The following is a 14272-nucleotide window of genomic DNA, read 5'->3' as shown; positions in this document are numbered from 1 at the left end:
GCCCCGAACCCATGCGCTGGGGGCGGGCCCCGGGCAGCCACGGACGCGGCCGGGACGAGACTTCGGTCTACACGCAGAAGACCTTGGTTGACATCTCCTGTAGCCGGATCCCGGCAGGATTGAGCAGTTGGGCCGCGCGACCCGCGACGCCCCACCGCTCAATCCGCGTACCAAGAAGATCGGAACCACGTGAGCTCGCAGTCCGCCGGTGCCGCGCCCGGCGCCACAATCCAGCCCGACCCCCGCCGCTGGTGGGCACTGGCGGTCATCGCCACCGCCCAGCTGATGATCGTCCTCGACGCCACGATCGTGAACATCGCCCTGCCATCGGCCCAGGCCGACCTCGGCATGTCGGACGCCAACCGCCAGTGGGTGATCACCGCCTACACCCTGGCCTTCGGCAGCCTGCTGCTGCTCGGCGGCCGGCTCGGCGACCGCTTCGGCCGCAAGAACATCTTCATCGTCGGACTGCTCGGCTTCGCCGCCGCCTCCGCGCTCGGCGGCTTCGCCCCCGAGCAAGGGACACTGTTCGCGGCACGCGCGCTGCAGGGTGTCTTCGGCGCGATGCTCGCCCCCGCGGCACTGTCACTGCTGGCCACCACCTTCACCGACACCGCCGAACGCGCCAAGGCATTCGGCGTGTTCGGCGCGATCGCCGGCGGCGGCAGCGCCATCGGCCTGATCGCGGGCGGTGTGCTCACCGAGTACCTGGACTGGCGCTGGTGCCTCTTCGTCAACGTACCGATCGCCATCGCCGCCGCATTCGCCGCATCCCGCCTGATCAACGGCAACTCCACGCGGGACACCACCAGCTTCGACATACCCGGCGTACTCCTCGGCTCAGCAGGCCTGTTCGCCATCGTCTACGGCTGCAGCGAGGCCGGAACACGCGGCTGGTCGGACGGACTCGTCCTGACCCTGCTCATCGGCGGCGCGGCCCTGCTCGCCATCTTCACGCTGGTCGAGTCGAAGACCGCGAACCCGCTCTTCCCACTGCACCTGATCATGGACCGCAACCGCGGTGGCGTGGTGCTTTCCCTGGGCATCGCGGTCATCGGCATGTTCGGCCTCTTCCTCTTCCTGACCTTCTACCTTCAGGTCATCAAGGGATACTCGCCGATGGAGACCGGCTTCGCCTTCCTGCCGATGACGGCCGCAATGATCATCTCCTCCACACAGATCGCGGCTCGGCTGATGGTGAAGGTACCGGCCCGCGCCCTGATGGTGCCCGGCCTGCTGGTCGCTGCCTCGGGCATGGCGCTGCTCACTCAGATGACGCCGACCAGTTCGTACTGGGCGCTGGTCGCGCCCGTGGAAGTACTGCTCGGCCTCGGCCTGGGATGCACCTTCATGCCGGCCATGTCCCTGGCCACCTCGGGGGTCGCTCCGCAGGATTCGGGTGCAGCCTCGGCCAGTGTGAACACCGCGCAGCAGGTGGGCGGTTCGATCGGCACCGCGCTGCTCAATACCATCGCCGCCTCGGCGACCGCTGACTATCTTCTCTCGCATCCCGCCTCGCCCACCGCGCAGGTGGACGGCATCGTGCACGGCTACGTGGTGGCCAGTGCCTGGGCCGCGGCGCTGATGGTGCTGGCCGCGGTGGTGGCGTTCGTCTTCGTCAACCACCGTCCCGTGCCCGAGACGCGTACGGCAGAGCCCGTTCAGCAGAAGCGCGTGCCCGAATCGATGGGCTGACGGCCCGTCCCCACGCACCTCACGTCCGCTTCATTTCTTGTGGAGGTACTGGTCGGCCCAGGCGCTGAGAATGCGAGCGGCGCGCTGGGCCTGACCGCGTGCGGGCAGCAGGTGGTCGCCTCCTCGAGTGCGACGAAGCTCTGCGGATGCCGTGCCTCACGGAAGATCTGATCGGTGTTGCCGATGCCGACGGTGTTGTCGGTGGGAGAGTGCATCACCAGCAGCGGCCGGCGCAGCGAGCGGATCCGGTCGTGCAGTTGCGCACGGCGGACGTCCTCGACGAAGGCACGCTTGAGGACGAGAGTCCGCCCGCCGGCGCCCGCCGGGTGAACCATTCGTGCGCCGTTACTGAAAGTCTCAGCGGCTATCAGTAATTCCGACGTTTCTGACGGATTGGTTCGTGACGGTGTCACCAAAGCGTGAGCGCTTCGGTGTCCTGAGGACGGTCTCTCGTTTCCTTCCCGCGTGGTGCGGGGACTGCGCCACCTGCCCGCCCCGGCGTGGCCTTGTGGTCACGGCGGGTGGTGCGGGTCTTGTGGTCGGCTCCACGAGGTTTCGGCACCACCATGGTGGTGTCCTGGTCTCCGGCCACTCCGGTACCAGTGATACAGGCTGCCGCGAGGGCGGCGAGGTTGCGTGCGGCATTCGCGTCCCGGTCGAGGACCAGGGGGCAGGCCTCGCACTCGAAGGTCCGGATGTGCAGCGGCAGTTTGGCTTTCACCGCGCCCCAGCCGGAACAGGTCTTGGAGGAGGGGTACCAGCGGCTCGCAGCCACGAGGCGGGTGCCGTGGCGCTGGCAGGTCTTGTAGCCGAACTGGCGGCGGATCTCGGCGAATCCGGCATCCGCGATCTGGCGGGCCAGGCGCCGGTTTGTGAGCATCCCGGTGACGTTGAGGTCCTCGACCACTACGGTGCCGTACTCGGCGGCCACGGCAGTGGTGAACTTGTGCAGGGCGTCCTCGCGCAGGTGCGCCACCCGGTGGTGGACCTTGTTCTGCTGGGCGTTGGCCTTCTCCCACCTGCAGGATGGCTTCTGCCCGGTGCGCCGGTCGGGGCCCTGGCGGCGGGACACGATCCGCGAAGTACAGCGCAACTGCTTGCGTGCCCGGTCGTAGTGGTTCGGGTTGGGCACCTCGCGGACCTCGCCGGTGCTGTCTGTCATCACCGCGAGGGTCTTCACCCCGAGGTCGATCCCGACCGCCGCCTCGGGCCGGGCCACGCGCACCAGGTCGCGCTTCACCTCGCACTGGAAAGACACCAGCCAGCAGCCCCGCTCACACCGGACGGTCGCCGACAGGATCCGGGCCGTCCCGGCCCGCAGGCGGTCGAGAAGCTTGCCGGTGGGCTCGTGGACACGGACCGTGCCGAGCCGGGGCAGCGTCACATGCCGGCCGTCGGCCTCCACGCGCATCACGCCGGTCGTGAACCGGCAGGACAGGCGCGCCGTCCGCTTCGACTTGAAACGCGGCATACCAACTCGCTTGCCCTTGCGCTGTCCGCGCCTGGACTTCGCATAGGTGTCGAACGCGGCAGCGGCGCTCGCGAGCCCGGTGTTATATGCCTCCTTGGAATTGTCCTGCCACCAGGCGGCGAAGTGCGGGTCGGTGTGCTTCGCGGCGTTGAACGCCTTGCGCAGCGCGGGCAGCGACCACAACCGCCACGGCGTCAACTGTTCCTCACCCATGCCGTACGACTCTTCAGCCTTGCGCTGCCACCACGACGCCTCGACCCAGCCCACTGCCCAGTTGTAGGCGGCCAGCACCGCACCGCAGTGCGACCGCAACATCCGCTCCTGGGCGGCATTCGGGTACGTGCTCAGTCGTCCTTCTTTGTGCGGGCTATGCCGGCCACCCGGTACGCCTCGGCTTCCTCCAGCGTCTCGTTCTCCAGGAGCGCCTTGGCGAGTGCGTCGAGCTGTGGGCGGTGCTCGACGAGGAGTCGGCATGCCTCGGTGTACGCGTCGTCAACGATGCGGCGCATCTCGGCGTCGACCGCGTCCAGGGTCGCGGGCGCGGCGGTCAGGCCGTAGGGGGACTGGCCGTCGTTGGAGAGTGCGGTGAGCCGGCCGATGCGGGGGCTCATGCCCCAGCGGCCGACCATGCCGCGGGTGATGTTGGTGACCTGCTCGAGGTCGTTCTCGGCGCCGGTGGTGATCTCGTTGAAGACGGTCTCCTCGGCGGCCATGCCGCCCAGCGCGCCGATGATGCGGCCGCGCAGGTACTCCTTGGTGTACGCGTAGCGGTCGGTGTCGGGGGTGGAGAGGGTGACGCCGAGCGCTCGGCCGCGCGGCACGATGGTGATCTTGCGGACCGGGTCGGCGCCCGGCTGCAGCATTCCGAGCAGTGCGTGGCCGCCCTCGTGGTAGGCGGTGCGACGGCGTTCCTCTTCCGGCATGATCAGCGGGCGGATCGCGCCGAGTTGCACCTTTTCCAGGGCGTCGGAGAAGTCGGTGCCGGTGACGGTTTTCTGCTGGCGCTTCACCGCGAGCAGGGCGGCCTCGTTGGCCAGGTTGGCCAGTTCGGCGCCGGACATTCCCGGTGTGGTCTTGGCGAGCTGTTCCAAGTCGACTGTGGTGTCGAGCGGGATGTTGCGTGTGTGGATCCCCAGGATGGCCTGGCGGCCGGTCCGGTCGGGGGTGGCGACCTGTACGGTGCGGTCGAACCGGCCGGGCCGGGTGAGCGCGGCGTCCAGCACGTCCGCCCGGTTGGTCGCCGCGATCACCACGACACCCTCCGAGCCGGAGAAGCCGTCCATCTCGGTGAGGATCTGGTTGAGCGTCTGTTCACGCTCGTCGTGCCCGGACAGCGATCCTCCGCCGCGTTGCCGGCCGATGGTGTCGATCTCGTCGATGAAGATGATGGCGGGTGCGACCTTGCGGGCCTCGGCGAACAGCTCGCGTACACGCGAGGCGCCGACGCCGACGATCATCTCGATGAACTCGGAGGACGAGGCGGAGAAGAAGGGGACGCCGGCCTCGCCCGCGACGGCGCGCGCCAGCAGCGTCTTGCCGGTGCCGGGCGGGCCGGCAAGGAGCACGCCGCGCGGCATCCGTGCACCCATCACGCGGTAGGCGCCGGGCCGTTTGAGGAAGTCGACGACCTCGCTGAGCTCGGCCTGCACCTCGTCGATGCCGGCCACGTCCTCGAAGGTGGTGCGCTTGCCGTCCTGTTCCGGCTGCACCGGTTTGGGCCCCTTCTTCCCTCCGAGTCCGCCGGGTCCGGTGCCGCCGCCCATGGCTCCCATTCGTTTGGCGGCGTAGAGCCAGATGCCGACGATGAGCAGCATCGGGAGGAGCGAGATGAGCAGCGAGGTGAGGAACGAGCGGTGGGTGAGCACCGGTGTCGCGGTGATCGTGACGTTGTTCTTCTCCAGCGTCTGCCACACATTGTCGTCGGCGAACGAGGGGCGCTGGGTGGTGAAGTCCTTGTATTTGCCGTGGGCGTCCGGCACATCGGCGGACTTCTTCAACTCGCCCTGGATCTCGTCGCCCTGGACGTAGAGCTTGGAGATGTTGTTGGCGTGGGCCTGCTGGGTGAACTCGGTGTACGAGACGCTCGTCCCGTTGTCGAGGAACGACAACAGCAGCCGGGTGATCAAGAATGTCACCAACAGGGTCACGACCACCGGCCGCCAGCCGGGCATCTTGCGGCCCGGCTTGCGGTCCGGCGGAGGGGGCGGGGTGCCCTCCGATCGCCAGGGCCGGTCCGGGTTCTGCCTGGGTGGGGCGGGAGTGCTCATTCCTGCATCCTAGAGATGCAGTTGATATATACCGAAATCACGCGAGAAATCTTTATTCGCCCCTTAATTAATAGAGGGCGAGATAAACTTTCATTTGATCTTGTATGCGAGGATTCTCCCTATGTCTCCCATTCCTAGGAGCCCGGACCGCGAGCCCGACCTCGTCGCGGTCGCGGTCACCGTCGGCGTCGGGACGGCCCACGCGGTAAGGGAGATCGCGGCGGTCCGGATCCGTCCGGACGGGACCGTGCGGGAGGAGCTGTCCACGCAGCTCGCCGACGCGCCAGGAGCGCAGTCCGCGATCCTCCCGGACCTGGCGGCGCTGCTCAACGGCGCGGTGCTGCTCGGCACGGACGACAAGCGGCTCGCCCCCGCCCTGGCCGATCTGCTGTTCCTGGACGAGCGGGCCGTGGAGGAGCGCCTGCTGCGCATACCGGCCCTGGCCCGTGAACTCACCCTTGCCGACGGCTCCGACGTGGCGGAACTGACCCGGCAGCTGCGACCGGAGAGCTCCCCGCAGGAGCAGGGCACCCGGAAGCCGGGCGGCGTCCCGGCCCGCCCCACCCCGCTGCAGTCCGCCCGGCTGACCACGAGCTTGTACACGGCGCTCACCCCCCGCCTCGCCCGCGGCCGTCTGCCCGAACCGCTCGAACTCGGCGAGCCTCCGGCCCAGCCCGCCACCTGGCGGCCGCGCATCGCCCGGCTGCGCCGGGGCAGCCACGGCTGGCTGTGGTCGCTGGCCGAGCAACTCCCGTTCTCCGACCGGCCCGCCACCGACGAAGAGTCCGCGGCCCGTTACCGCGAACGCCTGGGGGAGCTGCTCGCCGGGGGTCCTCTCAACGGCAACGGCGCCAAGGAACTCGCCGAACTGGCCACCGCCGCCTCCTTCACCAGAACCACCCTGCACCGGACCCACGCCACCTGGCTGCGCGACTGGCGGGACCGGGAGACGGCCCGGCTCCTGCGCGAGGTGCTGAGCGAGGGAACGCACCGCGAGGTCGACGCTGGCACTCTGTCGGCCGAACTCCCGCGCAAACTCGCCGAGTTCGCCGAACTCCTCTCCGTCGCCGAGCTGTCCCCGGCCGGCGAGGACACCGTCGCCTGCGGCAGGGAACTCGAGGACGTGATGCTCCATCTCACCGCCCCCTCCGACGAGCTCTGTCTGACCGCCGCCACCCGCGCCCTGCTGCACGGCGCCCGCCTCACCAGCAACGCTGAACACCCCGGCACCACCGTCGCCCTCGTCCCGACGGCCACCGCCGGGCGGCTCGGGACGTCGCCCGCCCCCGCCTCGACCGTGGTCGTCGCCGAGGCCGCCCTGTCGTACATGGAGCGGCTGATCAGCCGTAGCCAGCGCAACGCCGACCTGCTCACGCTGTCCATCCCGAAGGTCACCCGCAAAGCGAGCCCCTATCTGCCGGGGCCCGACCGGCCGCTGCCGCGGATCGCCGGCGACATGTGGCGGGACACGGGTGGCGACGCCCGGCAAAGTAGCGACGCCGTACAGGAAGCCGTACAGGAAGGCGACACCCTTCAGATGGACGCCATCCGGATCGTGCCCGCGGACCGTCCCGACGGCGACGTCGGCCCCGCCCTGTCCGCGCACGACCGGCCCGCACCCGAGACCAGCGAGAACGGCGAGAACGCGCAGGCCGACGAAGACGCGCAGGCCGACGAGGCGCGCACAGGGCAGCGCACCGTCTCTCTCATCTGCGCCGCCCTGGCCGCCGTGGGACTTGCCGCGCTCGGGGGCGGACGCCTCGTCGCGCATGCGCAGCACGCGCTGCTCCCGCTCCTCCTCGGCCTGGCCATGCTGCTCCTCACCGCAGGCGCCGCGGCCCGCCGGCCCCGGAATTGACGCGGAGCGGCTATCGCGGCGCCGTGGTGTCACCGTCCAGAGCGACGATGTCGGTGGCCGAGTAGGCCATGTTCCCGGAGTCGGAGGTGCTGTCGGAGGTGCCGCGCACCCAGACCATGTCGCCCTTCTGCAGATCGGTGTTGCCGTACTCCTCGGCATCCGAGATGTCCCAGGTCCAGGTGGTGCCGTCGCCGCTCTTCACTGTGATCGAGTGGCCGCTGACGGCGGTGACGGTGCCGCGCTGGGTGGCTTGAGTCACCCACTGCCCCGTGGTCGTGTCCTTGACGGTGGACACGCTGTGCGCCGGTGCGGAGGCCAGCTTGGAGATGTACGAACCGGAGCCGATTCCGCCGTCCGAGCCGTCGCCCGGGAAAAGGACGCCTGGGCTGGACTGTGAAGTGGAGGACGCCTTGGCCACTCTGACCTCGTGCACCACGTAGCCCGCACCCACCGTGAGCACCGCGACCAGCGTCAGCATGACGCCGGACCGCGCGATCCGGCGCCGGCCCCGGGCCGGGGCCGGGGACACGTCGGCGCTCTGGTCCGATCCGGGATGCCCGGCCGGCAGGACCGGTGGTGGGCCGTCCGGGATGAGCGGTGGGCCGTCCGGGACAGGCGGTATCCGCATGGTCTGGTCGGGGACGGGCGGTATCCGAGTGGTCGGGTCGGTGTCGGGCTCCGGCGCGCCGGTGGCGTCCGGGCGTGGGTCCGTCATAGGGCCATGCCTCTCGTGCGGCGGCGGACCCGCGACGTGCTGTGGCGGGTCCGCGCGATGGAGGAGTCTTCCTCTCCATCGAAACACGACAAACCGTGCCAAAAGGCCGCACTGGGACGGTGCTGGAAGGCGCCGCCCTCCAGCACGGCCCTTTCGGCGACACCTCCCGGTACTTGTGGCCACAATCCCGGCCGCATCGGCACCCACCCCTCCACCCCGCACCCCTGTGGGATGGGGAGATGCTCAGCTTCGACAAGAACGGCACGGCACCGCCACAGAAACCCGATGCGGCCGATGCACCGCAGGTCACACTGCTGCCGCCGGACGCCGCAGACGCTGAGCGGCCCGCATCCGGTCCCGGATACCGGGTCCTCGCCGCCCCGGCCGTGCGGCTCGGCGCGCGGCTTCTGGACTGGCTGGCCATCCTGCTCTTCGGCATGACCGCGGCGCTGACCTTCGGGGCGTTCCTGCACGGTTCGGCGCTGGGAGTGGCGTACGTCGTGATCGGGCTGATCACTGCCGCCTACGAGCCGCTGATGGTGTGGCGCTACGGCGCCACCCTCGGCAAACTCTCCTTCAGGGTGCAGGTCGTACAGCGCGACCAGCCCGCCGAAACACCCGGCTTCTGGCGCTCCACGGCCCGCTGGGCAACCCGCTTCGTCCCCTCCGTCGTCCCGTTCTGGCTGCTGTTCGACTCCATCTGGCTGCTCTGGGACCGCCCGGGCTACCAGTGCCCGCACGACAAGGCCGCCAAGACGGTGGTCGTCCGGCGGCCGTGAGCGGAGCACTCCCACTCCCCCAGCCCTCCGGCCCCGGCAGCCCGAGGGCACTCACCGGCGCCCACGCCCGCCCGCGAGCCCCCCACCACCCCGGCGAACCCCCGCTCCCCTCCCACCTGTCCCCCCGCCGCCAACAAGCACGCCGGGACGAACAGGACCGGCGCAGGACCCAACACAACCCGCGCCGGCCGGACAGGCCCCACCGGTTCGCGAATCGGCCGCCGGCCGACTGGCGAAAGCGGATCAAACGCGGCGTGATCATCGCGCTCTGCCTGCTGCTGATCACGACCGGCGGCACCCTCCTGTGGGCCGACAACCAGCTACAGCGCACCGACGCGATCACCTCCTGGTCGGGTGAGCCGGCCGCCGGTCATGGCACCAACTGGCTGCTGGCCGGCACCGACAGCCGAGAAGGCCTGACCTCCGAGCAGAAGCAGCAGTACCACACCGGCTCCGCCTCCTCCGCCGAGGGCAGCCGCGCCGACTCGATCATGATCCTGCACGAGGGCGACGACGGCCCGGCCCTGATGTCGATCCCCCGCGACTCCTGGGTCACCATCCCCGCCTACACCGACTCCGACGGCACCACGCACCCCGAGAACCAGAACAAGATCAACACCGCACGCACCGAGGGCGGCCCCCAACTCCTGCTCCAGACCGTGGAGTTGAACACCAACATCCACATCGACCACTACATGGAGGTCGGGTTCGCGGGCCTGGTGAACGTGGTGAACGCCCTCGGCGGCGTCGACATGTGCCTGTCCGAGCCGGTCCAGGACGAAAAATCGGGCGCCGACCTGAACGCCGGCTGCCAGACCCTGAACGGCGAACAGTCCCTGGCATTCGTCCGAACCCGCTACTCGCTGCCCGACTCCGACCTCTCACGCATCCAGGACCAACAGCAGTTCATCAACGCCATGACCAGCGAGATGACGTCCTGGTCCACAGTCCTGAACCCCTTCAATCTCTACCCGCTGCTGAGCGCAGGCCTCAACTCGGTCACCGTCGACGACAACACCTCAATGTTCTCGATCTTCAAGATGGCCAAGAACCTGCTGAAGGCGGGTGACAGCAGCGGCACCGTCCTGACCGTTCCGATCTCGAACCAGGACTACGAGACCAACGCCGGATCGGCGGTCCTGTGGGACTCCGACGCGTCCCAGACACTCTTCGGCGAGATCCAGAACGATCAGCCGATCACCGTGACCTCTTCGGACGGCGGCTGACGACCGCACCCGCCGAAGACACAAGCCAACCGGAAAGCCCAAATCCCCCACATCCCAAGGAAACAAGGAAGGAGGAGCAAGCCGCATGAACAAGTCACTACGCCTGGTGTCGTCGTTCTGCATCATCCTGGTGCTGGCCCTACTGGCCCGGCTGACCTGGGTGCAGGGCTACCAGGCCCAGGCACTGGACGACAACAGTGCCAACCGGCGGGTCGCGATCACCCAGTACGACCAGCAGCTCGGCAACATCATGGTGGACGGCCAGCCGATCACCGGTTCCGCCGAGGAGTCGTCCGGCGACATGCAGTACAAGCGGACCTACACCGACGGCGCACTGTACGCCCCGGTGACCGGCTACAACTCCCAGGTCTACGGTGCCACCCAGCTGGAGGGCATCTACCAGGACGTCCTCGACGGCGAGGACCCCATGCTGGCCACCGTCGGCTCCACCCTCAACGGCAACCAGGCCAAACCGGGCGATGTGTACACCACCATCGACCCGGACGTGCAGCAGGCCGCGTACAAGGCGCTCGGCGACGACGTCGGCGCGGCCGTCGCGATCGACCCGCAGACCGGGGCGATCAAGGCAATGGCCTCGACCCCGTCGTACGACCCCTCGAAAATCTCCGGCGACACCTCCAGCGACCAGGAAGCCTGGAACAAGCTCCAGGACGACGACGATCCGCCGATGCTCAACCGGGCGCTGCGACAGACCTACCCACCGGGTTCGACGTTCAAGCTGGTGGTGACCGCGGCCGCGCTGGAAGGCGGCTACGTGGACAGCATCACCGCGCCGACCAACTACCCCGACACCTACACGCTGCCGGGCACCACCACGGTCCTCACCAACGAGAACCAGGCAGACCCGTGCTCCGGCGCCAGCCTCGAAGTGGCCCTGGAGTACTCCTGCAACACCGTCTTCGCACCGCTCGCGGTCGAGATCGGGCAGAAGAACCTCAAGGAGATGGCCGACAAGTTCGGCTTCGACGACGACAGCCTGGACGTACCGACACGGGCAGCGAAGTCCACTTACCCGACGGGAATGTCCCCCGACGAGGTCGCCCAGACCGGCATCGGCCAGTTCGACGTCACCGCGACCCCCCTCGAAATGGCCATGGTCTCCGCAGCCGTCGCCAATGGCGGCACGCTGATGCAGCCGTACATGGTCGACAAGATCACCGACTCCGGCGGAGAAACGGCCGAACAGACCAGCCCCACCACCTACTCCGAGCCGGTCTCCTCATCCGTCGCCGAACAGATGCAGCAGGCCATGATCGCGACCGTCACCGACGGCACAGCCTCGACGATGGCGATCGACGGCCTCACGGTCGGCGGCAAGACCGGCACCGCCCAAAACGGCGTCGACAACTCCAACAAGCCCTACGCCTGGATCACCGGTTACGCCGAGGACAGCTCCGGCAACGACGTCGCGGTCGCGGTCGTCGTCGCCGACTCCAACGCCTCGCGTGACGAGGTGTCCGGCGGCGGCCAGGCCGGCCCGGTCGCCAAGGCGATGATGGAGGCCGCGCTCGGCAACAGCTGATGCCGAGCGGGAAGAACCGACAAAAATCATGATGGGAACCACCCACGCCGCGATGGGCGCGGCCGTCACCACCACGGTGGCGGCCGTCGCCCATCGCGTGTACGGATACGACATCGGCGCCGCGCACCTGGCGGCGGCCGCGGTGACCTGCGCGGGTGCCGCGCTGCTCCCGGACCTGGACCACCCGGGCTCTACGGCAGCCCATGCACTGGGCCCGTTCACCGGCTTCCTGGCGCGGTGCACCGAGTGGTTGAGCAAGGTCGCCTACAAGCTCCTCCGGGGGCCGCTGGACCCGCCGGACGCGGGCGCCCACCGCACCCTGACACACACGCTGTTCACCGCCGCGGCGACCGGTTACGGCACCTGGGCGGCGATCACGGCCTGGGGAAACGCGGCAGCGTTGGTCACCCTCTTCCTGTGCTGGACACTCGCGGCCTATGGCCTGGCCGGCCACCGCGCACACAAGGCAGGCACCTGGATCACCGCCATCGCCGCCGCACTCGCGGTCTGGGCGGTGCTGCGCTGGGCACCACAGGCGGTCCCGCCCCCACTGGTGGCCTGGTCGGTCACGGCCGGCTGTGTGGTGCACCTGCTCGGCGACGTGGTCACCGACCACGGCATCCCGGCCTTCTGGCCGCTGCCGCTACGGGGCCGCCGCTGGTGGCACCTGTGCCTGCCGGGCCCGCTGCGCATCACCACCGACGGCCCGGTCGAGACCAAAGTCGTCGTGCCGCTCTGCGCAGTACTCACCCCGGTCGCCACCTGGTGCGCACTCACATCCCCGTTTCATCACTAACGTGCTGCCCTGCGTGGTCTCCCTGAACCGGCTTGAGCATCAAGGCCGTTGGAGGCCTTCACCCCATGTCAGCACACATACGATTCCGCAGCGTCGTCGACCCCGAGCTGGCCGGCACGATCGGCCTGCCGGAGGGCGAGGTACGCGACTGGGGACTCCTCGTCCACGGCTTCACCCTCGGCAAGGACTCCCCCGCCGCCTCCCGCGTCAGAGACTGTAGTCCTATCGATCTTGAGTGCGGTGTGATCGAAAGTGGCTGGTGGGCTGGGTGATTCTGCCGTGGCCGCGCATGAACACAGGGCCTCTGGTGCAGTTCGGAGTTGCTGAGACAACGAACGCGCCAGGAGGCCCTGATGACTCTGTTGTACGCGGTCGAGCCCGATGAGCTCAACTCGTCGGCCATGTCGTGCGATTGCCTCGCTCATCGGTTCGGGAACGCGGCCGACCAGCCCGACAGGGCCCGGGCCTACGACACGGACCTGACGGACGCCCAGTGGCAGGGAGATCCGGCCGCTGCTGCCGGTGCCGGGGTGGCTGGAGGGCCGGGGCGGACGCCCGGAGGGCTACTGCCACCGGATCATGCTGGACGCCGTGTTCTACGTGGTCGACGGCGGCATCAAGTGGCGGGCGGTGCCGGCCGATTTCCCTGCCTGGGACCGGGTTTACGCCTTCTTCCGCCGCTGGCGGGAGCGCGGGCTGATTGCCGAGCTCCACGACCGGTTGCGCGGCAGGGTCCGGATCGCGGCCGGCCGGGAGCCGGAGCCGAGCGCGGCGGTCATCGACTCGCAGTCCGTCAAGGCTGACGCGGTGGTCGGCTCCGGCAGCCGGGGCTACGACGGCGGCAAGAAGATCAACGGCAGGCGCCGGCACCTGATCTGCGACACACTCGGCCTGCTGTTGATGATCCATGTGAGTGCGGGTGATGTCACCGACCGGCAGGCGGCCACCGACATGTTGCCCGCTCTGACCGGCCGTTTCCCCACGGTCACGAAGCTCTGGGCCGACGGCGGCTACACCGGCACCCTGATCACCTGGGCCCTGGCCGTCCTGCACCTGGTCGTCACGGTGGTCAAGCGCACCGACGACCTCAAGGGTTTCGCCGTCCTCCCGCGCCGCTGGTGCGTGGAACGATCTTTCGCCTGGCTGCTTCGCTCACGCCGCCTCGCCCGCGACTACGAACGCAGGCCCGACTCCAGCGAGGCGATGATCCAGTGGTCGATGACGATGCTCATGATCCGCCGCCTCGCGGGCCCGCGGCGAGCGCGAACCGCCCCGACGGCTCCTTGACCAGCCAGCCCCTGCGCACCAGCCGGTTCGCCTTGGACCGCACTCCCTCCAGCTTCGCCGCCACCGGCTGCACCCCGAGCCCCGCAGCCAAGTCCTTGCAGGTCAACGCCGACGCGGAAGCGGTCAGGACCGCCAACATCCGCTGATACTCCGGCGACAGCGCCGACACCTTGAGCCCTTCGCACCACGCGGGCACCACCGAACCCGGCACCGCACCCGACGGCGACGGCGACGGCGACGGCGACGGCGACGGCGACGGCGACGGCGACGGCGACGGTTCAGGATCCCCGGACGCCGGCGGGTCCGCCTCCACCACACCGTCCGGGTCGGCGAGAACCTCGACGACAGTCTCCCGGGAGACGACGAACCGCTCCCAGTCGAGTTCCGCTTCCCGCAACGCGGCCAGCACCCGGTCCGCCTCGGCCCGCAGTACTTCCACCCGCTGAGCAGCAGCGCTCGTTCCCGCTCCTCCAGCAGCCCGATCACCGACGGCATCCCGCACCTCCACGACCGCACCGACACGACGTGTCCTTGCTGCCACAGAACCCATCACACTATGCCTGACCAGCGCGAACCCGACGATCAAGTACGGAAAGACAACAGCCTCTCAGCTTGACTCTGTCGGGGATCTTGGA

At 69.1% G+C, this 14272-nt stretch carries 12 protein-coding genes; 7 read left to right on the top strand and 5 right to left on the bottom strand.

The window, feature by feature from the left end; all coding sequences use genetic code 11:
* Positions 1-189 precede the first annotated feature (189 nt).
* The gene (locus tag ACP4E5_RS01870; protein WP_425824893.1) at positions 190-1695 is read left to right on the top strand and encodes an MFS transporter; all 1506 of its coding nucleotides are present in this window, start codon (positions 190-192) and stop codon (positions 1693-1695) included.
* Here the strand turns inward: ACP4E5_RS01870 and ACP4E5_RS01865 are convergent.
* From ACP4E5_RS01865 to ftsH, 3 genes are all read right to left on the bottom strand, one after another.
* Positions 1662-2030, bottom strand: a complete 369-nt coding sequence (locus ACP4E5_RS01865) for an alpha/beta hydrolase (RefSeq protein WP_425824892.1) — start codon at positions 2028-2030, stop codon at positions 1662-1664. The genes ACP4E5_RS01870 and ACP4E5_RS01865 overlap by 34 nt on opposite strands.
* A 74-nt stretch (positions 2031-2104) precedes the next feature.
* On the bottom strand, positions 2105-3514 hold the full coding sequence (gene tnpB, locus ACP4E5_RS01860; protein ID WP_425824952.1) for an IS607 family element RNA-guided endonuclease TnpB: 1410 nt from the start codon (positions 3512-3514) through the stop codon (positions 2105-2107).
* Positions 3511-5433 (bottom strand): ATP-dependent zinc metalloprotease FtsH, encoded by a 1923-nt coding sequence (gene ftsH, locus ACP4E5_RS01855; RefSeq protein WP_425824891.1) that lies wholly within the window; start codon positions 5431-5433, stop codon positions 3511-3513. Before ftsH ends, tnpB begins: the two co-directional genes overlap by 4 nt.
* A gap of 121 nt (positions 5434-5554) precedes the next feature.
* On the opposite strand from ftsH, the gene ACP4E5_RS01850 reads away from it, so the two are divergent.
* Positions 5555-7291, top strand: a complete 1737-nt coding sequence (locus ACP4E5_RS01850) for a hypothetical protein (protein ID WP_425824890.1) — start codon at positions 5555-5557, stop codon at positions 7289-7291.
* Positions 7292-7301: 10 nt separating this feature from the next.
* Here the strand turns inward: ACP4E5_RS01850 and ACP4E5_RS01845 are convergent, their stop codons facing one another.
* The gene (locus ACP4E5_RS01845; RefSeq protein WP_425824889.1) at positions 7302-8006 is read right to left on the bottom strand and encodes a hypothetical protein; all 705 of its coding nucleotides are present in this window, start codon (positions 8004-8006) and stop codon (positions 7302-7304) included.
* A gap of 239 nt (positions 8007-8245) precedes the next feature.
* Between ACP4E5_RS01845 and ACP4E5_RS01840 the strand changes: the two genes are divergently transcribed.
* From ACP4E5_RS01840 to ACP4E5_RS01820, 5 genes are all read left to right on the top strand, one after another.
* The gene (locus ACP4E5_RS01840) at positions 8246-8785 is read left to right on the top strand and encodes an RDD family protein (protein ID WP_425824888.1); all 540 of its coding nucleotides are present in this window, start codon (positions 8246-8248) and stop codon (positions 8783-8785) included.
* A 254-nt stretch (positions 8786-9039) separates the two neighbouring features.
* Positions 9040-10011 carry an LCP family protein gene (locus ACP4E5_RS01835; protein WP_425824887.1) on the top strand — a complete coding sequence of 324 codons (972 nt, stop codon included), beginning with the start codon at positions 9040-9042 and terminating at the stop codon, positions 10009-10011.
* A gap of 85 nt (positions 10012-10096) precedes the next feature.
* The gene (locus ACP4E5_RS01830) at positions 10097-11554 is read left to right on the top strand and encodes a peptidoglycan D,D-transpeptidase FtsI family protein (RefSeq protein WP_425824886.1); all 1458 of its coding nucleotides are present in this window, start codon (positions 10097-10099) and stop codon (positions 11552-11554) included.
* A 31-nt stretch (positions 11555-11585) separates the two neighbouring features.
* On the top strand, positions 11586-12350 hold the full coding sequence (locus tag ACP4E5_RS01825; protein WP_425824885.1) for a metal-dependent hydrolase: 765 nt from the start codon (positions 11586-11588) through the stop codon (positions 12348-12350).
* 522 nt (positions 12351-12872) lie between these two features.
* Entirely contained in the window at positions 12873-13637 is a 765-nt protein-coding gene (locus ACP4E5_RS01820; RefSeq protein ID WP_425824884.1) for an IS5 family transposase, read from the top strand.
* Here ACP4E5_RS01820 and ACP4E5_RS01815 read toward each other — a convergent pair.
* Entirely contained in the window at positions 13579-14076 is a 498-nt protein-coding gene (locus ACP4E5_RS01815; RefSeq protein ID WP_425824883.1) for a hypothetical protein, read from the bottom strand. The genes ACP4E5_RS01820 and ACP4E5_RS01815 overlap by 59 nt on opposite strands.
* Positions 14077-14272: the final 196 nt, after the last annotated feature.

It is taken from the genome of Streptomyces fractus (assembly GCF_049844455.1).
GTDB classification, from domain to species: Bacteria; Actinomycetota; Actinomycetes; order Streptomycetales; family Streptomycetaceae; genus Streptomyces; species Streptomyces fractus.
Note: the sequence above shows the minus strand (reverse complement) of the source record. Positions and strands in the feature narration are given on the sequence as shown.

Excerpts from the sequence above, each read along its gene's own strand:
- ACP4E5_RS01865 (WP_425824892.1), bottom strand. The coding sequence starts at position 2,030 with ATGGTTCACCCGGCGGGCGCCGGCGGGCGGACTCTCGTCCTCAAGCGT.
- ftsH (WP_425824891.1), bottom strand. The coding sequence starts at position 5,433 with ATGAGCACTCCCGCCCCACCCAGGCAGAACCCGGACCGGCCCTGGCGA.
- ACP4E5_RS01850 (WP_425824890.1), top strand. The coding sequence starts at position 5,555 with ATGTCTCCCATTCCTAGGAGCCCGGACCGCGAGCCCGACCTCGTCGCG.
- ACP4E5_RS01845 (WP_425824889.1), bottom strand. The coding sequence starts at position 8,006 with ATGACGGACCCACGCCCGGACGCCACCGGCGCGCCGGAGCCCGACACC.
- ACP4E5_RS01840 (WP_425824888.1), top strand. The coding sequence starts at position 8,246 with ATGCTCAGCTTCGACAAGAACGGCACGGCACCGCCACAGAAACCCGAT.
- ACP4E5_RS01830 (WP_425824886.1), top strand. The coding sequence starts at position 10,097 with ATGAACAAGTCACTACGCCTGGTGTCGTCGTTCTGCATCATCCTGGTG.
- ACP4E5_RS01825 (WP_425824885.1), top strand. The coding sequence starts at position 11,586 with ATGGGAACCACCCACGCCGCGATGGGCGCGGCCGTCACCACCACGGTG.